This is a genomic window from Streptomyces siamensis (assembly GCF_039543605.1).
GTDB classification, from domain to species: Bacteria; Actinomycetota; Actinomycetes; order Streptomycetales; family Streptomycetaceae; genus Streptomyces; species Streptomyces siamensis.
The window spans coordinates 1,344,764-1,365,062 of the sequence record NZ_BAABKB010000002.1 but is presented as its reverse complement, the minus strand read 5'-3'; the positions used below and the strand labels follow the sequence as shown (position 1 = coordinate 1,365,062).

The following is a 20,299-nucleotide window of genomic DNA, read 5'->3' as shown; positions in this document are numbered from 1 at the left end:
TGTTGGCGTACGGCTACTCCCGTGCGGAGATGCCGTCCAGCACCATCGACAGGTACTGCCGGGCGATCTCCTCGGGGCTGTGCTGTCCTCCGGGCCGGTACCAGGACGCGGCGACCCACACGGTGTCGCGCACGAACCGGTAGGTGAGCCGGATGTCGAGGTCGGCCCGGAAGACCTCGGCGACGACGCCTCGTTCCAGTGTGCTCAGCCACGCCTTCTCGAAGTTGCGCTGCGATGCGGCGAGGAACGCGAAGCGCTGCTGCGCGGCGAGCTGCCGGGACTCCTTCTGGTAGATCGCGACGGCCGCCCGGTGCCGGTCGATCTCCCGGAAGGACTCCGTGACGAGTGCCTCCAGGGTCTCGCGCGGACCGAGGCCGGCGTCCAGGACGGCGTCGTACCCGTTCCAGAGCTCGTCGAGGAAGGTCCGCAGGATCTCCTCCAGCATCGATTCCTTGGAGTCGAAGTGGTAGTAGAGACTGCCCGCGAGCATCCCGGCCTCGTCCGCGATCTTGCGTACGGTGGTGGCGTTGTAGCCCTGCTCGGCGAAGACCTCGGCGGCGGTGTCGAGCAGTTCGCGGCGCCGCTCCGGTGTCGCGGTCACCTGGGGCTTCTTGTTGGTAGGCACGGGTCCATTGTGGTCCCGCGGACCGCGGGGGCCCGCACCCCGGGCACCGCTGCGCGGGCGGGGACCGGCCGACGCTTCGCGCCGGGCCGGCGCCTAGGCATGCTGGCTGCTGACGGAGACGACCTCGCCCGTCAGATACGAGGAGTAGCCGGAGGCCAGGAAGACGATCACATTGGCCACCTCCCACGGTTGCGCGTACCGCCCGAAGGCCTCGCGTGCGGTCAGCTCCTCCAGCAGTTCGGGGGTGGTCACCTTCGCCAGGTGGGGGTGCATGGCGAGGCTCGGCGAGACGGCGTTGACCCGCACTCCGTAGGCGGCGGCCTCGATCGCGGCGCAGCGGGTGAGTGCCATGACCCCGGCCTTCGCGGCGGCGTAGTGGGCCTGGCCGGCCTGGGCGCGCCAGCCGACGACGGACGCGTTGTTGACGAGGACTCCTCCGCCGGACTGCGCGCGGAACAGCCGCAGGGCCGCTCTGGTGCACCGGAAGGTGCCGGTCAGTGTCACGTCGAGGACCTTCGACCACTGCTCGTCGGTCATGTCGACGAGGGGTGAAGTGCCTCCCAGCCCGGCGTTGTTGACGACGGCGTCCAGGCTTCCGTGCAGGTCCGTGGCCGCCTCGAAGAGCGTCTGGACCTGGGTCTCGTCGGTGACGTCGCAGGGCCGTGCGGCGACGCGATCGGCGCCGAACTCCGCGGCGAGGTCCTGCTCGGTCTCCTTGAGCCGGCGCGTGTGGGCGTCGCTGATCAGGACGCGCGCCCCCTCCTCCAGGAACCTCCGCGCCGTGGCCCCGCCGATGCCCGCACCCGCCGCGGCGGTGATGACGGCGGTGCGCCCCTCCAGCAGCCCGTGCCCGGGGACGTACGCCGGGCTCTCGACGTCGCTCATGGCCCCACGCTAACCTACCAAACACTTGTTAGGGAAGGTTGCCGCCGGAAGGTGCCCCCGATGGATCTCGCCCATTCCCGCGCCGACGAGGCGTTCCGCGCCGAGGCCCGCGCCTGGCTCGACGCCCATGTCCCGGCCGTCCCCCTGCCCTCCCTGGAGACCGCGGAGGGATTCGCCGCCCACCGTGTCTGGGAGGCCGAACTGGCCGCGGACCGCTGGTCGGTGGTGTCCTGGCCCGAGGAGTACGGCGGACGCGCCGCGGACGTGGTGCGCTGGCTGGTCTTCGAGGAGGAGTACTGGTCCGCGGGCGCCCCGGGCCGAGTGAGTCAGAACGGCATCAGCCTGCTCGCCCCGACGCTCTTCGACCACGGGACGGCGGAGCAGCGTGCGCGCGTGCTGCCGTCGATGGCCACGGGCGAGGTCGTCTGGGCGCAGGCGTGGTCCGAGCCGGAGGCGGGTTCCGACCTGGCCTCGCTCACCTCCCGCGCGGTGCGCACGGACGGCGGCTGGCTGCTGCGGGGGCAGAAGACGTGGTCGTCGCGGGCCGCGTTCGCCGACCGCGCGTTCGGCCTGTTCCGCAGCGAGCCGGACACCCCGAAGCCCCATCAGGGCCTGACCTACCTGATGTTCGACCTGCGGGCGCCGGGGGTGACGGTCCGCCCGATCGGCCGGCTGGACGGCAAGCCGGCCTTCGCCGAGCTGTTCCTGGACGACGTGTTCGTCCCGGACACGGACGTGATCGGCGAGCCGGGCGCGGGCTGGCGGGTCGCCATGGCGACGGCGGGCAACGAACGCGGGCTGACCCTGCGTTCCCCGGGCCGCTTCCTGGCCGCCGCCGACCGGCTGGTGGGCCTGTGGCGCGACCGTGCCGACCCCTCGGACACGGCCCTGCGCGACCGGGTGGCCGACGCGGTGATCGGCGCCCGCGCCTACCAGCTGTTCACCTACGCCCACGCCTCCCGCTTCCTCGACGGCGAGACCGTCGGGCCGGAGTCCAGCCTGAACAAGGTCTTCTGGTCCGAGTACGACATCGCGTTGCACGAGACGGCACTCGACCTGCTCGGCCCGGCCGGCGAGCAGGCGGACACCGAATGGTCCGAGGGGTTCGTGTTCTCCCTCGCGGGCCCCATCTACGCGGGCACCAACGAGATCCAGCGCGACATCATCGCCGAGCGGCTGCTCGGCCTGCCGAAGGGCCGCCGCTGATGCGTTTCCTGCTCGACACCGAACAGCGTGCCTTCGCCGCCTCGCTCGACGCGATGCTGTCGTCCGCGGACACGCCGGCCGTCGTACGCGCCTGGGCCTCGGGCGACCACGGACCGGGCCGCGCCGTGTGGTCCCGGCTCGCCGACGCGGGCGTCTTCGCGCTGGCGGCACCCGAGGCGTACGAGGGGGTGGGCCCGCTGCCCGTCGGCGTCGCCGTCGCCTTCGTGGAGCTGGGGCGCCATGCCGTGCCGGGTCCGCTGGCCGAGACGGTGGCGGGGGCCGCCCTCCTCGCCGCTCTCGGCGAGGAGGGGCCGGCCGAGCGCCTCCTGCCGGCGATCGTGTCGGGCAAGTCCATGACGACGCTGGTCCTGCCGGGCGGAGGCCCCTTCGCCCTGGACGGCGACGTGGCGGACCTGCACCTGACGGTGCACGGCACCGGCGCGGCGGCGGAGCTGCGGGGGTCGTCCCGGGCCGCCGCCGGGCCCACCGGCCGCACGCGGACGTCCCTGGACCCCGCCCGCCGGCTGACTCTCCCCCGCTCGGGCGGCGAGCGCCTCGCCGGAGGCCCGCAGGTGGCCGACGCGGCCGCCCGTGCGCTCGCCTGGGCCCGTCTCGCCACCGCGGCCCAGGCCCTCGGCATCGGGCAGGCCCTCCTCGACAGGACCGTCGGCCACGTCCGGCGGCGCACCCAGTTCGGTGTGCCCATCGGTTCGTTCCAGGCGGTCAAGCACCGGCTGGCGGACGCGAGGATCGCCCTGGAGTTCGCGCGTCCGCTGCTGTTCGGCGCCGCGCTGTCGATGACCCCGGCGGACGTGGCCGCCGCCAAGGTCACCGCTTGCGAGGCGGCCTGGACGACGGCCCGGTCCGCGTTGCAGCTGCACGGCGCGATCGGCTACACGGCGGAGTACGACCTCTCCCTCTGGCTGACCAAGGCCCGTGCGCTGCGCACCGCGTGGGGCACTCCGGCCGAGTGCCGGGCGGAGGTCCTGCGCGGGCTCAGTGGTGCTGGTCCCCGCTCGTGATCTCCCGGTACTCCTCGGCCGTCGGCTTGGGTATCCGTGTCCCGGGTCCGTACAGGGCGCGGGCCAGCCGTGCCCGCAGCCGGTGCGGGACGGGGATCCGCCGGGTGACGCCGTTCGCGTCGACGCGCGGCCCCACCTCGTACGGCGGCGCCTGTTCGTGCTGGGTGAGTGTGAACCGCTGGGCCGGCGTGAGCGGTTCGTGGACCTCCACGTACTCGCCGTGCGGAAGACGCTTGATGGTCCCGGACTCGCGCCCGTGCAGCACCTTGTCGCGGTCCCGGCGTTGCAGCCCCAGGCAGATCCGCTTGGTCACGACGAAGGCGATGGCGGGCCCGACGAAGACGGCCACCCGGACGAACCAGGTGATCGCGTTGATCGAGAGGTGGAAGTGGGTGGCCCACAGGTCGTTGCCGCCACCGACGAGGAGCACCGCGTACAGCGTCAGCCAGGCCACGCCGAGCGCGGTGCGCGTGGGCACGTTGCGCGGCCGGTCGAGGATGTGGTGCTCGCGCCTGTCGCCGGTGATCCACGCCTCGACGAAAGGGTAGACGGCGATCGCGGTCATGATGAGCGGGAAGAGCATGAAGGGGATGAAGACGCCCAACTGGAGCGTGTGGCCCCAGGCGTTGATCTCCCATCCCGGCATCACCCGGATCAGGCCCTCCGAGAAGCCCAGGTACCAGTCGGGTTGCGCGCCGGTGGTCACCAGGTCGGGACGGTAGGGGCCGAAGGCCCACACGGGGTTGATCGTCGCGATCGCGCCCACGATCGACAGCACGCCGAAGACGAGGAAGAAGAACCCCCCGGCCTTGGCCATGTAGACGGGCATGAAGGGCATCCCGACGACCGACTTCTCGTCCCGTCCGGGGCCGGGGTACTGCGTGTGCTTGTGGTAGAAGACCAGGATCAGGTGGGCGACGACCAGGCCGAGCATGATGCCGGGCAGCAGCAGCACGTGGATCGGGAAGAAGCGCGAAATGATGTCGTGCCCCGGGAACTCCCCTCCGAAGAGGAAGAAGGAGAGGTACGTCCCCACGACCGGGACCGAGAGGATGGCGCCCTGCGCGAAGCGGACGCCGGTGCCGGACAGCAGGTCGTCGGGGAGCGAGTAGCCGGTCAGCCCGGTGATGAGGCCGAGCATCAGCAGCGTCCACCCGAAAAGCCAGTTGACCTCGCGCGGCTTGCGGAACGCACCGGTGAAGAACACCCGCATCATGTGCACGAGCATTCCGGCGAGGAAGACGAGCGCCGCCCAGTGGTGGATCTGCCGGATCAGCAGCCCGCCGCGCACGTCGAAGCTGATGTCGAGCGTGGACTCGTAGGCCCTGGTCATGATGACGCCGTTGAGCGGCTCGTACGAGCCGTGGTAGACGACCTCGACACCGCTCGGTTCGAAGAACAGGGTGAGGTAGACGCCGGTGAGGATCAGTACGAGGAAGCTGTAGAGGCAGATCTCGCCGAGCAGGAAGGACCAGTGGTCCGGGAACACCTTGCGCATGTTGGCCTTGGCCAGCGCGTAGATGCCGAGCCGCCCGTCGGCCCAGTCCGCGAGCCGTTCGCCCTTGGCGGGCTCGGCCGCCCGCCCGGCCCGGGAGGTGCCGGCTCCGGGCGCGGCGGGCCGGGAGGCCGTCGTCCCGGTCGCGGCGCGCGCCGTCCCGTTCCCGGCGCCGATCGTCGTGGACCCGGCCGTCCCGTTCCGGCTGCCGCCCGTGGTGGACCCGGCTGCCCCGTTCCGGTTGCCGCCCGTGGTGGACCTGGCTGCCCCGTTCCCGCTGCCTGGCGTCGCGGACCCGGCCGTCCCGTTCCCCGCGCCGGCGGGCACCGCCCCCTCGGCCCCGGCCGCGCCGGTGCGTGGTGTCCCACTGCCCGAAGTCCCCGCATTCCGCCCGGAGTTGGTCTCTCGTGCGCCCATACGCCGCTCCCCTCGGCCCCCAAGGGTGGCATGCCGTCCCGCCGAAGCCAACGGGGCGTCACCGGTCGGCCGGAGCCGCCGATGCGCTCCCGGAATCCCCGCTCGCCGGTCGTGCCGAGGAGGTCGGCCCGCTCAGCGCACTCCGGCGAGGTCGATGACGGCGGTGCGGCCCGTCACGCGCGGCACGGCCACCTCGTCGGTCAGCAGCGCGGCGTCGTACCGCCCTAGGGTCAGCCCGGCCACTTCGGCGGTCCCGTCCAGCACGACGACCAGCGCGGCCGGTCCGGCGGGCCCGGCGGGCGGCGAGCCGGGCTGCGCCACGGTGACGGCCGGGGCCGTCTCGCCGCCCCGGCGCCACATGACGTTGAGGTTCACGACCGGTCCCGCGAGAAGCCTGCAGTCGGTGGGCAGGTCGCCGGGGAAGTGCTGGGGCACGTACCGCGTGTCGACCCGTCGGTGCGCGCCGCCGACGGTGAGGTCCATTCCCACGCCCTCGACCATGGTCAGGATGCGGTCCACCCCCGCGAACGCCGAGAAGGGCCCGTCGGCGCCGACGTCGGCGAGGCTGACACGCCAGGCGAAGTCGTCCATGCCCGCGCCCTCGGGCCCGGCGGCGATCTCCCGGGTGACCCCGCCGCCGTTCTTCCAGGGCACGGCGGCCCGCCCCGCGGCGGGCAGCAGGCGCACGCTCATCGCACGATCCCCCGCGCCCTCGCGGCGGTCAGCCACTGCGGGAACTCGCCGACCATCCGGTCGTACAGCTCCTCGTCGGACACCTTCAGCGGATCCGAACCGGCGTGGAAGAAACCGGCGTTGTCGACCACCCGCCTCTCGGGCACGGCCAGTTCGTCGAGCTTGCGCAGGAACTCGAACTGTCTGCTGCCCGGGTCGCCGAACCCTATGAACTGCCAGAACAACGGGAGCTTCGCCGCCTTGCACAGGTACCGCTCCGCCGCGAGCTTGTTGATCGGGCCTCCGTCGGTCTGGAAGACGACGAGGGCGGGGGCCGTCGAACCGCTGTCCAGGTAGTGGTCGATGACGGCGTCCATGGCCAGGTGGTAGCTGGTCTTGCCCATGTGCCCGAGCCCGGCCACGATCCGTTCGACCCGGCCCTGGTGGTTGTCGAGCGCGATGTCGGTGACGGCGTCGACGTCCGTGGAGAAGAAGACGACCGGGACCGAACCGTCGTCGTCTAGGTGTGCGGAGAGGCCGAGCACCCGGTCGGCGAGCGCCTGCACGCTGCCGTCCCGGTAGTACGGCTTCATCGACCCCGAGTAGTCGACCACGAGGTACACGGCGGCCCGCTGCCCGCTCAGCCCGTGCTTGGTGAGGGAGACTCCCGCGCTCTTGTACGGACCGACCAGGGCCGGCGCGGTCTCCTCCACCTTGGTGAGGCTGATTCCGGCCATCCGGATCTCCGATCGCGCGCTGGGGACGGGACCGCCGAGATTACGGCACCACGGCCCCCTGCCGTCCCACCCGCCCACCGGCGTTCGCTATTTTGTTCGCCGCCGCACCGTCGGCACCCGTCTCACCGCCCCCACACCCGACTTGTCCCGAACTATCTCCCGAGGAGCCGGCCGTGGAGCCCGAGTCCGCCGTCACCACCTGCTATCGCCATCCCAAGGTGGAGTCCCATGTGCGGTGCACCCGGTGCGACCGCTTCATCTGCCCGGACTGCATGCGCGAGGCGGCCGTCGGCCACCAGTGCGTGGAATGCGTGAAGGAGGGCGCGCGGTCGGTCCGCCAGGCCCGCACCGCCTTCGGCGGCCGGATCTCGACGGTCCCCGCGGTGACGTACGTGCTCATAGGCCTCAATGTGCTGGCCTACCTCGCCGAACTGGCGCGTTCCTCGGTGACGGACCGGTTCGAGATGCTCGGCGCCGGTCTGGTGGGGCCGGACGGCGGCCACTACGTCTGGCAGGCCCTGTACCCGGCGGGCTACCACGCGGAGGGCCTCGTCGACGGCGAGTGGTACCGGCTGCTGACCGGCGCGTTCCTCCATCTGCCGCCCACCGAGGGCACGTTCGGCATCCTGCACATCGTGATGAACATGGTCTCGCTGTGGAACATCGGCCGCGTGGTGGAGGCCCAGCTCGGCCGTGCCCGCTACATCACGCTGTACCTGCTGTCGGCGCTGGGCAGCTCGGTCCTCGTCCTGCTGATCTCCCCTCAGGACCCCACGCTCGGCGCGTCCGGCGCGATCTTCGGCCTCGGTGCCGCGTACTACGTGATGGCCCGCCGGCTCGGTGCGGACATGCGCGCCGTCAACCGCTTCATGGTGGGGCTGCTGCTCTGGCTGGCCGTCTCGGCCGCGGTCACTTCCTGGGAGGGGCACCTCGGCGGTCTGCTGGCCGGCGGCGTCGTGACGGCCGCGTACGCCTACGCGCCCCGCGACCGGCGGCGTACGGCCGTGCAGGCGGCGGCCTGTGCGGGCCTCCTGGTGCTCCTCGTGGTGCTGACCGTGGTCAAGGTGTCGTCGCTGAAGAGCGGCATGGCCTAGATGTATTGATCGCGAGCGTGCCCCATGACGGCTCGGTGGCGGCACCGCCGTCCCCCGCAGGCGGGAGGGGGCGCACACCTGTGCGCCCCCTCGCCGTAACCTGTGCGCCATGAAGAGAGCTGGCTGCCTGCTGTTCGGCGCGATCCCCGTCCTGGTGACGGCGGTGGTGTACTTCGCCACGCCCGAGCACCCGGCCACGGCCGACGGCAAGGGCGGCACCTCGGCGTCGAGCCAGGCCCGCGAGGAGGCCAAGGCCGAGGCCGAGCGGGCCGCCGACGACGAGGTCATCGCCGACATGCCGCCCGGCCTCGCCGCCCCGGGCAAGAAGGAGCTCGCCCAGCAGATCGTGGCGAGCGCCGAGAACTCCACCCTGAACTGGCGCGAGGCGTACGGCTACATCGAGGACATCGGCGACGGCCAGGGCTACACCGCGGGCATCGTCGGCTTCTGCACGGGCACCCACGACCTGCTCACCCTCGTGGAGCGTTACACCAAGGCCCACCCGGACAACGGCCTCGCGCGCTATCTCCCCGCGCTGCGCAAGGTCGACGGCACGGACTCCCACGAGGGCCTCGACCCCGGCTTCACCGCGGCCTGGAAGCGCGAGGCCCGGCTCCCCGCCTTCCGCGACGCCCAGGTCACCGAACGCGACCGCGTCTACTTCGGCCCCGCCGTCCGGCTCGCCAAGCTCGACGGCCTCGGCACCCTCGGCCAGTTCGTCTACTACGACGCCATGGTCCTGCACGGCCCCGGCACCGGCCCCGACGGCTTCTACGGCCTGCGCGAACGCGCCATGCGCGAGGCCGACCTGCCCTCGGAGGGCGGCGACGAGAAGGCGTACCTGGACATCTTCCTGGACATCCGCCGCAAGGCCATGAAGTCCAAGAACCCCGACCGCGACACGACCCGCATCGACACGGCCCAGCGGCAGTTCCTGTACGACGGGAACCTGGACCTGAAGACGCCGCTGGAGTGGAAGGTCTACGGGGAGACGTACAAGGTTCCCTGAGCCGCGTGTCGAATGCGCGGGTTCCCGATCGACGTGAGGGTGGAGGCAGTACACCCCAGGAGTTCAGGAGCACCCGTCGTGACCGTGACCGCAGACCTCGCCATCTCCCTGGACGGCTTCGTCGCCGGCACCGGGGTCGCCCTCGACAACCCGGGAGGCGACGGCGCCGAACCGCTCTTCGAGTGGATCCACAACCTGGCGAGCTGGCGCGAGCGCCAGGGCATGACCGGCGGGCAGGAGAACCGCGACTCCGAGCTGATGCGCGAGTGGTTCGACGCCACCGGCGCGGTGGTCATGGGCCGGATGATGTACGACACCGGCGAGGACTTCTGGGGCGACAACCCGCCGTTCCGCACCCCGGTCTTCGTGCTCACCCACCGACCCCGGCCGACCCTGGTCAAGGAGGGCGGCACCGTCTTCACCTTCGTCACCGACGGCATCCACAGCGCCCTCGACCGGGCGAGGGCCGCCGCCGGGGACAAGAACGTCGACATCGCGGGCGGGGCGAGCACCGTGCGGCAGTACCTCCGGGAAGGGCTCGTCGACGAGCTGCAACTGCACGTCGTGCCCGCGCTCCTCGGCGACGGGCTGCGGCTCTTCGACGGACCGGGCGCCGGACGGCGGGACCTGGAACGGGTCAGGGTGGTCGACACCCCCCTCGCCACCCATCTGAAGTACCGCTTCGTGAAGTGACCGTCGTGCGCGGGACCCGGTGACCGCGTTCTGGAACCGGTGGGGTGGCCCCGGGCCGGGGACATCCCACCTGACGACGTGGCGGCGCCTGCCAGGTCGTCCGGTCGGGGACAGTGAGGCAGGCGCCGTCTGTGTTCCGTACGCCTTTGTACGGGACGCAGATGAGTGACCGTCAGGTCACCGTTCGGGGGGTCAGACCATCAGCGAGCGGTCCGTCGGGCGGATCGGGGCCGGGAGGTCGCTGGCGCCCGTGAGGAACCGGTCCACCCCGCGGGCGGCCGAGCGGCCCTCGGCGATCGCCCAGACGATCAGCGACTGGCCGCGGCCGGCGTCACCGGCGACGTACACGCCGGGGACGTTCGTCGCGAACTCGGCGTCGCGGGCGATGTTGCCGCGGGCGTCGAGCTCCAGGCCGAACTGGGAGACCAGGCCGTTCTCCACGTCCGTGCCGGTGAAGCCCATGGCCAGCGTCACCAGCTGGGCGGGGATCTTGCGCTCGGTGCCCGGCTTGGCCGTCAGCTTGCCGTCGACGAACTCCACCTCGGAGAGGTGCAGCCACTGGACGTTGCCGTCCTCGTCGCCCTCGAAGTGGGTGGTCGAGACGGAGTAGACCCGCTCGCCGCCCTCCTCGTGCGCGGAGGTGACCTTGTAGAGCATCGGGAAGGTGGGCCAGGGCTGGCCCGCGTTCCGCTCCTCGCCCGGCCGCGGCATGATCTCCAGCTGCGTGACCGAGGCCGCGCCCTGACGGTGGGCGGTGCCCACGCAGTCCGCGCCCGTGTCGCCGCCGCCGATCACGACGACGTGCTTGCCCTCGGCGCTGATCGGGGGCGCCACGTAGTCGCCCTCCTGCACCTTGTTGGCCAGCGGCAGGTACTCCATGGCCTGGTGGATGCCGTTGAGCTCCCGCCCGGGCACGGGCAGGTCGCGGGCGGTCGTCGCACCCGCGGCGATGACCACGGCGTCGTACCGCTTGCGCAGGTCCGTCGCCTTGAGGTCGCGGCCGATCTCGATACCGGTGCGGAAGCGGGTGCCCTCCGCGCGCATCTGCTCGATGCGGCGGTTGATGTGCCGCTTCTCCATCTTGAACTCGGGGATGCCGTAGCGGAGCAGGCCGCCGACGCGGTCGGCGCGCTCGTAGACCGCGACGGTGTGGCCGGCCCGGGTCAGCTGCTGGGCGGCGGCCAGACCGGCGGGACCGGAGCCGATCACCGCGACCGTCTTGCCGGACAGCCGCTCGGGGGCGCGGGGCGCGACGTCGCCGCTGTCCCACGCCTTGTCGATGATCGAGACCTCGACGTTCTTGATGGTCACGGCCGGCTGGTTGATGCCGAGCACGCACGCCGACTCGCACGGAGCGGGGCACAGACGGCCCGTGAACTCCGGGAAGTTGTTCGTGGCGTGCAGGCGCTCGGACGCGGCCGACCAGTCCTCGCGGTACGCGTAGTCGTTCCACTCCGGGATCAGGTTCCCCAGCGGACAGCCGTTGTGGCAGAACGGGATGCCGCAGTCCATGCAGCGGCTCGCCTGCTTGGAGATGATCGGGAGCAGCGAACCGGGGACGTAGACCTCGTTCCAGTCGCGGACCCGCTCCTCGACGGGGCGGGACCGGGCGACCTCACGGCCGTGGTTCAGAAAGCCCTTGGGATCAGCCATTGGTCGCCGCCTCCATCATCTTCTCGGTGATCTCGGACTCGGGGAGTCCGGCTCGCTCGGCGGCGTCCTTGGCGGCGAGCACTGCCTTGTACGTGCTGGGGATGATCTTGCTGAAGCGGTCCACGGACACGGACCACTCGGCGAGGAGCTTCTCGGCGACCGTGGAGCCGGTCTCCTCCGCGTGCCGGCGCACCACGTCGTGCAGCCACTGCTTGTCGGTGTCGTCGAGTTCCTCGACGGCGTTCACGTTGCCGACGTTGACGTTGTCGCGGTCGAGGTCGATGACGTACGCGATGCCACCGGACATGCCGGCCGCGAAGTTGCGGCCCGTCTCGCCGAGGACCACCGCGTGGCCGCCGGTCATGTACTCGCAGCCGTGGTCGCCCACGCCCTCGGAGACCACCAGCGCACCGGAGTTGCGGACGCAGAAGCGCTCGCCCGTGCGGCCGCGCAGGAAGAGCTCACCGCCCGTCGCGCCGTACGCGATGGTGTTGCCCGCGATCGTCGAGTACTCGGCGAGGTGGTCGGCGCCCCGGTCGGGGCGGACGATCACCCGGCCACCGGAGAGGCCCTTGCCGACGTAGTCGTTGGCGTCGCCCTCCAGGCGCAGCGTGACACCGCGCGGCAGGAAGGCACCGAAGGACTGGCCCGCCGATCCCGTGAAGGTGATGTCGACGGTGTCGTCGGGCAGGCCCGCCCCGCCGAACTTCTTCGTCACCTCGTGGCCGAGCATGGTGCCGACCGTGCGGTTGATGTTGCGGATCGCGACCTGCGCGCGGACCGGCTGGGCGTCGGTCGCGGAGTCCGCGGCCAGCGCGTCGGCGGCCAGCTTGATCAGCTCGTTGTCGAGCGCCTTCTCCAGACCGTGGTCCTGGGCGACGCTCTGGTGACGTACCGCGCCCTCGGGCAGCTCGGGCACGTGGAACAGCGGGGACAGGTCCAGGCCCTGCGCCTTCCAGTGGTCGACCGCCCGCGTGACGTCGAGGTTCTCGGCGTGGCCGACGGCCTCCTCGATGGAGCGGAAGCCCAGCTCGGCGAGGATCTCGCGGACCTCCTCGGCGATGAACCGGAAGAAGTTCACCACGTACTCGGCCTTGCCGGCGAAGCGGTCGCGGAGCACCGGGTTCTGGGTGGCGATGCCGACCGGACAGGTGTCCAGGTGGCAGACGCGCATCATGACGCAGCCGGAGACGACGAGCGGCGCGGTCGCGAAACCGAACTCCTCGGCGCCGAGCAGCGCGGCGATGACGACGTCGCGGCCGGTCTTCAGCTGGCCGTCGGTCTGCACGACGATGCGGTCGCGCAGGCCGTTGAGCAGCAGCGTCTGCTGGGTCTCGGCGAGGCCGAGCTCCCAGGGGCCACCGGCGTGCTTCAGCGAGGTGAGCGGCGAGGCGCCCGTACCGCCGTCGTGGCCGGAGATCAGGACGACGTCCGCGTGGGCCTTGGAGACACCCGCGGCGACCGTGCCGACGCCGACCTCGGAGACCAGCTTCACGTGGATGCGGGCCTGCGGGTTGGCGTTCTTGAGGTCGTGGATCAGCTGAGCCAGGTCCTCGATGGAGTAGATGTCGTGGTGCGGGGGCGGGGAGATGAGGCCCACGCCCGGGGTGCTGTGCCGGGTCTTGGCGACCCAGGGGTACACCTTGTGGCCGGGCAGCTGGCCGCCCTCGCCGGGCTTGGCACCCTGCGCCATCTTGATCTGGATGTCGTCGGCGTTGACCAGGTACTCGGACGTGACACCGAAGCGGCCGGAGGCGACCTGCTTGATGGACGAACGGCGGGCCGGGTCGTACAGCCGGTCCGGGTCCTCGCCGCCCTCACCGGTGTTGGACTTGCCGCCCAGCTGGTTCATGGCGATGGCGAGGGTCTCGTGCGCCTCCTTGGAGATGGAGCCGTACGACATGGCGCCGGTGGAGAAGCGCTTGACGATCTCGGAGGCGGGCTCGACCTCGTCGACGGAGATCGGCTGCCGGCCGGACGTGAAGCCGAACAGGCCGCGGAGCGTCATCAGACGCTCGGACTGCTCGTTCACCCGGTCCGTGTACTTCTTGAAGATGTCGTAGCGGCCGGTGCGCGTCGCGTGCTGGAGGCGGAAGACCGTCTCCGGGTCGAAGAGGTGCGGCTCGCCCTCGCGGCGCCACTGGTACTCGCCGCCTATGTCGAGGGCACGGTGCGCAGGCGCGATGCCGGAGGCCGGGTAGGCCTTGGCGTGCCGGGCGGCGACCTCCTTGGCGATGACGTCGAGACCGGCGCCGCCGATCTTCGTCGCCGTGCCGTTGAAGTACTTCTCGACGAAGGCCTCGTCCAGGCCGACGGCCTCGAAGACCTGGGCGCCGCGGTAGGAGGCGACGGTGGAGATGCCCATCTTGGACATGACCTTGAGGACGCCCTTGCCGAGCGCGTAGATCAGGTTGCGGATGGCCTGCTCGGACTCGATGCCGGACAGGAAGGTGCCCGCGCGGACGAGGTCCTCGACGGACTCCATCGCCAGGTACGGGTTGACCGCCGCGGCGCCGAAGCCGATGAGCAGGGCGACGTGGTGGACCTCGCGGACGTCACCGGCCTCGACCAGCAGGCCCACATGGGTGCGCTGCTTGGTGCGGATGAGGTGATGGTGGACGGCCGCGGTGAGCAGCAGCGACGGGATCGGCGCGTGCTCGGCGTCCGAGTGGCGGTCCGACAGGACGATCAGCCGGGCGCCGTTCTCGATGGCGGCGTCGGCCTCGGCGCAGATCTCCTCGATCCGCGCGGCCAGCGCGTCGCCGCCGCCGGAGACCCGGTAGAGGCCGGAGAGGGTCGCGGCCTTCATGCCGGGCATGTCGCCGTCGGCGTTGATGTGGATGAGCTTGGCCAGCTCGTCGTTGTCGATCACCGGGAAGGGCAGGGTGACCGAGCGGCAGGAGGCGGCCGTCGGGTCCAGCAGGTTGCCCTGCGGGCCCAGCGAGGAGCGCAGGGAGGTGACCAGCTCTTCACGGATCGCGTCCAGCGGCGGGTTGGTGACCTGCGCGAACAGCTGGGTGAAGTAGTCGAAGAGCAGACGCGGACGCTGCGAGAGGGCGGCGATCGGCGAGTCCGTGCCCATCGAGCCGATCGGCTCGGCGGCGGCCTTGGCCATCGGCGCGAGGATGACGCGGAGCTCTTCCTCGGTGTAGCCGAAGGTCTGCTGACGGCGCGTGACCGAGGCGTGGGTGTGCACGATGTGCTCGCGCTCGGGCAGGTCGGAGAGCTCGATCTCGCCGGCTTCCAGCCACTCCGCGTACGGGTTCTCGGCGGCGAGATCGGCCTTGATCTCGTCGTCCTCGATGATGCGGTGCTCGACGGTGTCGACGAGGAACATCCTGCCGGGCTGGAGACGGCCCTTGCGGACGACCTTGGCGGGGTCGATGTCGAGGACACCGACCTCGGAGCCGAGGACGACGAGGCCCTCGTCGGTGACCCAGTAGCGGCCGGGGCGCAGGCCGTTGCGGTCGAGGACCGCGCCGACCTGGGTGCCGTCGGTGAAGGTGACACAGGCCGGGCCGTCCCAGGGCTCCATCATCGTGGAGTGGAACTGGTAGAAGGCGCGGCGGGCCGGGTCCATGGAGTCGTGGTTCTCCCACGCTTCCGGGATCATCATCAGCACGGAGTGCGGGAGGGAACGGCCGCCGAGGTGCAGGAGTTCGAGCACCTCGTCGAAGGAGGCCGAGTCGGACGCGTCCGGAGTGCAGACGGGGAAGATCCGCTCCAGGCCCTTGTCGCCGAACAGGTCGGAGACGAGCTGGGACTCGCGGGCGCGCATCCAGTTGCGGTTGCCCTTGACCGTGTTGATCTCGCCGTTGTGCGCGACGAAGCGGTACGGGTGGGCGAGCGGCCAGCTCGGGAAGGTGTTGGTGGAGAACCGGGAGTGCACGAGCGCGATCGCGGAGGCGAAGCGGCGGTCGGACAGGTCCGGGAAGAAGGGCTCCAGCTGGCCGGTGGTCAGCATGCCCTTGTAGACGATGGTCCGCGCGGACAGCGACGGGAAGTAGACGCCGGCCTCGCGCTCGGCGCGCTTGCGCAGCACGAATGCCTTGCGGTCGAGGTCGATGCCCGTGCTGGCACCGTCGGCCACGAAGATCTGCCGGAAGGCGGGCATCGTGGAGCGAGCGGTGGCACCGAGCAGCTCGGGGGCGACCGGGACCTCGCGCCAGCCGAGGACCGTCAGACCCTCGTCGCCCGCGATCGTCTCGATCTGCGAGACGGCGTCGGCCGCGGTGTCCTCGGGCAGGAAGGCGATGCCGACGGCGTAGGCGCCGGCCTCGGGCAGCTCGAATCCGGCCACCTCACGGAAGAAGGCGTCGGGCACCTGGGAGAGGATGCCGGCGCCGTCGCCCGAGTCGGGCTCGGAGCCGGTCGCGCCGCGGTGCTCCAGGTTGCGCAGAACCGTGAGCGCCTGCTCGACCAGCGCGTGGCTCGCCTCGCCGGTGAGGGTGGCCACGAAGCCGACGCCACAGGCGTCGCGCTCGTTGCGGGGGTCGTACATACCCTGCGCAGCAGGGCGAGCATCCATGAAGGACCAGTTCTGGCCATTCGCGGAGTGCTGGGACGGCTGGCGCGGCGTACGCATCGGCTCTCCCGTCGTCGTCGTGGCATATGACATCTGCCGAGGGACGACGTTGGCCCTCTGCTGGGGGTTCAAAATTTCACGCAGGTTACATGATGGAGTGGTTCTCGAAAACCGGATACACCGTTCCAACATGCGGACACCGCGGGGTCGCGGTCGGGGTTCCGCGCCAGACGGTGGAATCAAGGGGGACCTAAGCGGACAGATCAGTGCCCGTCGGTCCGGTTCGCAGCGGGCATCATCGCTCGTCACGAGGGTTGCGGGCGCAGGCGTCATTGCCTGCGGTGCTTACGGCTCATGCCCGGTGGTTAAGGAATCGAAACCGCCGAGTAACGGCTACTTATGCAGTCCCTTGCATAAGTGCTCGGCAACTCATCCTACGGCGGTACCGAACAGACTGCCCAGGGCGTACGTCACACCGGCCGCCGCGCCACCGAGAGCGAGCTGCCGCAACCCGCTGAACCACCAGGACCGGGCGGTCACCTTGGCCACGACGGCACCGCACGCGAAAAGTCCGATGAACGCGAGCACCAGCGCCGGCCACAGGGCCGTCGCGCCGAGCAGATACGGCAGGACGGGGAGCAGGGCACCGAGGGCGAAGGAGCCGAAGCTCGACACGGCGGCGACGGACGGGGAGGGCAGGTCGCCCGGGTCTATGCCCAGCTCCTCGCGCGCGTGGATCTCCAGGGCCTGCTCGGGGTCGCGGGAGAGCTGCCGGGCGACCTCGCGCGCCAGCTCCGGCTCGACGCCGCGCGCCTCGTACAGGTCGGCGAGCTCGCGCTCCTCGTCCTTGGGGTGCTTGCGCAGCTCCCTTCTCTCCACGTCGAGTTCCGCCTCGACGAGTTCGCGCTGCGAGGCGACGGAGGTGTACTCGCCGGCCGCCATCGAGAAGGCGCCTGCGGCGAGCCCCGCGAGTCCCGTGATCACGATCGTCCGGTGGGAGACGGCGCCGCCGGCGACGCCGGTCATGAGGGCGAGGTTCGAGACGAGCCCGTCCATCGCGCCGAACACGGCGGGGCGCAGCCAGCCGCCGTTGACATCGCGGTGCGTGTGGTTGTCGCGGTGCGCCTCGTGCAGGGTCGCTTCGGTCTCGATGATGGCCATGCCTGGGTCCCCCACGGTGCTTGATTGGACTGTTTCCACTTTTCGACAACCCTCAAAGTACGCCTCGGAATTCCTGCCCGCCAGCAAGGAAAGGCTGGGCTTACCTGCGGCTTTACTTCTTTCCGCTCATCCGAGATGTGAGACGCACAGATGTCGACCGGGTGACAGCGGGGCCCGTGAGGCTCTTGTCAACCGCCGATGTGGGACAGATCCGCAAAGGGCTCCGCGCACCGAAGTCCGCGCACCGGCAGGGGTCCTCGGAAGAGAGGCACGTATGGCTTCCATCGCCTGCATTCCCTCGGTCCCGGCGCCCGGGGACGCCGCCGAACTCCGTGAGCGGGCGCGCGGCGCGCTGCTGGGACTGGCCGTCGGGGACGCGCTGGGCGCGCCCGCCGAGAACATGAAGCCGTCGGAGATCCGCGCGAAATGGGGGCGGATCACCGGGTACGTCACCGAGCACCCGGCCGGGACGGACGACACCGAGTACGCGATCTTCTCGGGTCTGCTGCTGGCCCGGCACGGCTCGGCGCTCACCGTCGCCCATGTCGAGGCGGCCTGGCACCAGTGGATCGCCGACCGCGACGAGGGCCCGTTCCGGGGCGCCGGATTCAGCGAGCGCGGCACGCTGGAGAACCTGCGCCGGGGACTGGCGGCGCCGATCTCGGCCCAGCACCGGCACGCCTGGAGCGACGGGCTGGCGATGCGGGCGGCGCCCTTCGGGGTCTTCGCGGCCGGCCGCCCGGCGGAGGCCGCACGGCTCGTGGCCGTCGACGGTTCGGTGAGCCACGACGGCGAGGGCATCTACGGCGGCCAGGCGGTCGCGGCGGGTGTCGCCGCGGCCATGGCGGGCGCCCACACCATCGCGGTCGTCGCCTCCGCGCTGGCGGTGATCCCGGACGACTCCTGGACGGCCCGCTCGCTGCGCCGGGCGGTCGCGGTCGCCCACCGGGGCGAGCGGGCGGTCCGCTCGGCGGTCGTCATCGGCGGCTACCCCTGGACCGACCTGGCACCGGAAGCGGTGGCCCTCGCGTTCGGCGCGTACGCCGCCGCCGACGGCGCGTTCGAGGAGTCCGTGCTCACGGCCGTCAACATGGGCCGCGACGCCGACACCACGGCCGCGGTGGCCGGTGCCCTGGCCGGCGCGACCCGCGGCGTCTCGGCGATCCCCGCCGCCTGGGCCGCGGCGATCGGCCCGGCCCGGGGCAGTTGCCTGCCCTCCATGAAGGGCCACCATGTCCTGGACGTGGCGGAGCTGCTGACGCCGGAGGACGCGGGCAAGTGGGGTCCCCAGGGGCGTGCGCGGAGCGAGGCCGGTGCCGGGGGCGAGTGTCCTCCGCTGGAACCGGGGGCGTACCTGCCACCGCTCTCCGGCCGGCGCCCGCTCACCACCGCGGGCAGGCGCCCGCCGACGTCCCCGGGCGGACGTCCGCCCACGGCCCCGCACCCGTGCCCGCCCCCCGGCGCCGACGTGTACGCCGACGCCTACGTGCCGGCCGCCGAGGACGAGGAGGCGCGCCCGTGAGGCCCGGCCTGGTCGGAGACGAGCCCGCGGAACGCGCGGGCGGCGAGGGCGCGGCGTCCGCCCCGGCGACGACGCCCACGCCCTCCACTCCGAAGGCCACACCTCCGGCGACGGCCGCAGCGGGAACCACCCCGGACCCCACACCCGCGCCACCCGCCGCGCCGGACACCACCCCGGCACCCCTCGCCGTCCCGGAGATCACCACGGCACCTGTTGCCGTCCGAGAGGTCACCACGGCACCCGTTCCCGTCCCGGAGACCGCTCCCGCGCTGCCGGCCGTTCCGGAGACCAGCCCGGCGCCTCTCGCCGCGCCGGAGATCATCACCGCACCCGTCGCCGCCCGGGAGACCACCCCCGCACCCGCGGTGTCCGAGCGCTCCGACGGCGCGGTGCGGATCGTCGTCGTGGAAGACCCCGCTGCAGAGCCCGGCTGCGAGATCGGTGCGGGCGTGGCACGGCGGCCGCGCATCCGTCGCATCGAGGGGCTGCTCCTCGGGCTCGCCGCGGGCGACGCGGCGGGATGGCCCGCGGCCCGGCACCGGGCCGCGCGGATGCCCGAGTGGACACGGCGGCTGACCCGGGAGCTGGACACGTTCGCCGAGCAGAACGCGACCACGACGCTGCCCGTTCCGATCGCGCTCAACCAGCCGCCGGAGCCGCTCAGGCTCGGCCCGTCGGACGACGCGGAGTGGGCGGCGTTCGCGGCGGAGGCCGTACTGCGCGCCGGGGAGGGCGCCGCGCTCGGCGACCTGAGCCGGGAGCGGCGGATGCGGGCGTCCATCGACCTGTCGTGGAACGCGATCGCCAGTGAGGTGGCCGCCGCCGCGGAACGCGCCCCGGAGGTCGAGTCCGCGCTGCTCCCGCTGCGCGCCCGGATCTCCGTACGGGCCGGGCTCGGCAACCTCGCCACCGGACTGCGCCCGCCGGCCACCGGCCACGACAATCCGCACTACTTCGACGACGCGGCCTGCGTCCGGGCCTGCGTGCTGGCCGTGGCCCACCCGGGCGACCCCCGACTCGCCGCCGAACTCGCGGAGTTCGATGCCCGCTACACCCAGGACGGCGACGGTGTGCACGGCGCGCGGGCGATGGCGGCGGCACTGGCGCTGGCCCTCGCCGGGGCCGACGTCGACGCCTGCGCGGACGCCGCGCTCGCGGAACTCCCCGAGTCGACGGAGATCGGCCGCAACGCCCGGCACGCGCTCACCCTCGCGCGTGCCAGCGAGGGCACGTTCGCCCTGGTCCCGCTACTGGAACACCAGATCGTGGATCACGTGTACAGCTACGGCATCGCCGCCGCCGAGACCGTCCCGGTGGCCCTCGCCCTGGCCACCGCCGCGCGCGGCCGGATCGCCGAGGCGGTACCGGCCGCCGCCTGTCTGTCCCGGGTCGCCGACTCCGCCCCGGCGCTCGCGGGCGCGCTGACCGGCGCACTCGGAGGAGGTGCGGCGATCCCCGCCTCCTGGCGCGACGCCTGCCGCACGCTTTCCGGCTGCGCGCTGCCCCGGCTGACCGGGACGGACCTCATCGGACTCGCCGATCTGCTCGAAGCGACGGAACTGGCCCACCCAGAGGGATGATTC

General features: G+C 71.9%; 15 protein-coding genes. 7 read left to right on the top strand and 8 right to left on the bottom strand.

What is annotated here, in order from left to right:
* Positions 1–13: 13 nt before the first annotated feature.
* Positions 14–625 (bottom strand): TetR/AcrR family transcriptional regulator, encoded by a 612-nt coding sequence (locus ABEB03_RS08760; RefSeq protein WP_345643883.1) that lies wholly within the window; start codon positions 623–625, stop codon positions 14–16.
* Positions 626–718: 93 nt separating this feature from the next.
* Positions 719–1,510, bottom strand: a complete 792-nt coding sequence (locus ABEB03_RS08755; protein WP_345643880.1) for an SDR family oxidoreductase — start codon at positions 1,508–1,510, stop codon at positions 719–721.
* Positions 1,511–1,570: 60 nt separating this feature from the next.
* Here ABEB03_RS08755 and ABEB03_RS08750 point away from each other — a divergent pair, with 60 nt between their 5' ends.
* A complete protein-coding gene (locus ABEB03_RS08750; protein ID WP_345643878.1) occupies positions 1,571–2,716 on the top strand; it encodes an acyl-CoA dehydrogenase family protein in 1,146 nt (381 codons plus the stop codon).
* Positions 2,716–3,738 carry an acyl-CoA dehydrogenase family protein gene (locus ABEB03_RS08745; protein WP_345643875.1) on the top strand — a complete coding sequence of 341 codons (1,023 nt, stop codon included), beginning with the start codon at positions 2,716–2,718 and terminating at the stop codon, positions 3,736–3,738. Before ABEB03_RS08750 ends, ABEB03_RS08745 begins: the two co-directional genes overlap by 1 nt.
* Here ABEB03_RS08745 and qcrB read toward each other — a convergent pair.
* From qcrB to ABEB03_RS08730, 3 genes are all read right to left on the bottom strand, one after another.
* Positions 3,713–5,650 carry a cytochrome bc1 complex cytochrome b subunit gene (gene qcrB / locus ABEB03_RS08740; RefSeq protein WP_345643872.1) on the bottom strand — a complete coding sequence of 646 codons (1,938 nt, stop codon included), beginning with the start codon at positions 5,648–5,650 and terminating at the stop codon, positions 3,713–3,715. The two genes, ABEB03_RS08745 and qcrB, sit on opposite strands and share 26 nt — an antisense overlap.
* Positions 5,651–5,782: 132 nt before the next feature.
* Complete coding sequence (locus tag ABEB03_RS08735) at positions 5,783–6,343, bottom strand: HutD/Ves family protein (RefSeq protein WP_345643869.1); 561 nt, start codon at positions 6,341–6,343, stop codon at positions 5,783–5,785.
* Entirely contained in the window at positions 6,340–7,059 is a 720-nt protein-coding gene (locus ABEB03_RS08730; protein ID WP_345643867.1) for a vWA domain-containing protein, read from the bottom strand. Before ABEB03_RS08730 ends, ABEB03_RS08735 begins: the two co-directional genes overlap by 4 nt.
* Before the next feature lie 173 nt (positions 7,060–7,232).
* Between ABEB03_RS08730 and ABEB03_RS08725 the strand changes: the two genes are divergently transcribed.
* From ABEB03_RS08725 to ABEB03_RS08715, 3 genes are all read left to right on the top strand, one after another.
* Positions 7,233–8,153, top strand: a complete 921-nt coding sequence (locus ABEB03_RS08725) for a rhomboid family intramembrane serine protease (protein ID WP_345643863.1) — start codon at positions 7,233–7,235, stop codon at positions 8,151–8,153.
* 109 nt (positions 8,154–8,262) lie between these two features.
* Complete coding sequence (locus ABEB03_RS08720; RefSeq protein ID WP_345643861.1) at positions 8,263–9,162, top strand: chitosanase; 900 nt, start codon at positions 8,263–8,265, stop codon at positions 9,160–9,162.
* Between the two features lie 78 nt (positions 9,163–9,240).
* A complete protein-coding gene (locus ABEB03_RS08715) occupies positions 9,241–9,855 on the top strand; it encodes a dihydrofolate reductase family protein (RefSeq protein WP_345643858.1) in 615 nt (204 codons plus the stop codon).
* Positions 9,856–10,047: 192 nt separating this feature from the next.
* Here the strand turns inward: ABEB03_RS08715 and ABEB03_RS08710 are convergent, their stop codons facing one another.
* The 3 genes from ABEB03_RS08710 to ABEB03_RS08700 all read right to left on the bottom strand — a co-directional run bounded on the left by ABEB03_RS08710 (position 10,048) and on the right by ABEB03_RS08700 (position 17,194).
* Entirely contained in the window at positions 10,048–11,508 is a 1,461-nt protein-coding gene (locus tag ABEB03_RS08710) for a glutamate synthase subunit beta (protein ID WP_345643855.1), read from the bottom strand.
* Positions 11,501–16,093, bottom strand: a complete 4,593-nt coding sequence (gene gltB / locus ABEB03_RS08705; RefSeq protein WP_345643853.1) for a glutamate synthase large subunit — start codon at positions 16,091–16,093, stop codon at positions 11,501–11,503. Before gltB ends, ABEB03_RS08710 begins: the two co-directional genes overlap by 8 nt.
* A 369-nt stretch (positions 16,094–16,462) precedes the next feature.
* The gene (locus ABEB03_RS08700) at positions 16,463–17,194 is read right to left on the bottom strand and encodes a VIT1/CCC1 transporter family protein (protein WP_345643850.1); all 732 of its coding nucleotides are present in this window, start codon (positions 17,192–17,194) and stop codon (positions 16,463–16,465) included.
* A 274-nt stretch (positions 17,195–17,468) separates the two neighbouring features.
* On the opposite strand from ABEB03_RS08700, the gene ABEB03_RS08695 reads away from it, so the two are divergent.
* The gene (locus ABEB03_RS08695; RefSeq protein WP_345643847.1) at positions 17,469–18,716 is read left to right on the top strand and encodes an ADP-ribosylglycohydrolase family protein; all 1,248 of its coding nucleotides are present in this window, start codon (positions 17,469–17,471) and stop codon (positions 18,714–18,716) included.
* A gap of 269 nt (positions 18,717–18,985) precedes the next feature.
* Positions 18,986–20,296, top strand: a complete 1,311-nt coding sequence (locus tag ABEB03_RS08690; RefSeq protein WP_345644188.1) for an ADP-ribosylglycohydrolase family protein — start codon at positions 18,986–18,988, stop codon at positions 20,294–20,296.
* Positions 20,297–20,299: the final 3 nt, after the last annotated feature.

Coding starts and splice junctions, on each gene's coding strand:
- ABEB03_RS08735 (WP_345643869.1), bottom strand. CDS start 6,343: ATGAGCGTGCGCCTGCTGCCCGCCGCGGGGCGGGCCGCCGTGCCCTGG.
- ABEB03_RS08700 (WP_345643850.1), bottom strand. CDS start 17,194: ATGGCCATCATCGAGACCGAAGCGACCCTGCACGAGGCGCACCGCGAC.
- ABEB03_RS08745 (WP_345643875.1), top strand. CDS start 2,716: ATGCGTTTCCTGCTCGACACCGAACAGCGTGCCTTCGCCGCCTCGCTC.
- ABEB03_RS08750 (WP_345643878.1), top strand. CDS start 1,571: ATGGATCTCGCCCATTCCCGCGCCGACGAGGCGTTCCGCGCCGAGGCC.
- ABEB03_RS08720 (WP_345643861.1), top strand. CDS start 8,263: ATGAAGAGAGCTGGCTGCCTGCTGTTCGGCGCGATCCCCGTCCTGGTG.
- ABEB03_RS08695 (WP_345643847.1), top strand. CDS start 17,469: ATGGCTTCCATCGCCTGCATTCCCTCGGTCCCGGCGCCCGGGGACGCC.
- ABEB03_RS08730 (WP_345643867.1), bottom strand. CDS start 7,059: ATGGCCGGAATCAGCCTCACCAAGGTGGAGGAGACCGCGCCGGCCCTG.
- ABEB03_RS08710 (WP_345643855.1), bottom strand. CDS start 11,508: ATGGCTGATCCCAAGGGCTTTCTGAACCACGGCCGTGAGGTCGCCCGG.
- ABEB03_RS08755 (WP_345643880.1), bottom strand. CDS start 1,510: ATGAGCGACGTCGAGAGCCCGGCGTACGTCCCCGGGCACGGGCTGCTG.
- gltB (WP_345643853.1), bottom strand. CDS start 16,093: ATGCGTACGCCGCGCCAGCCGTCCCAGCACTCCGCGAATGGCCAGAAC.
- qcrB (WP_345643872.1), bottom strand. CDS start 5,650: ATGGGCGCACGAGAGACCAACTCCGGGCGGAATGCGGGGACTTCGGGC.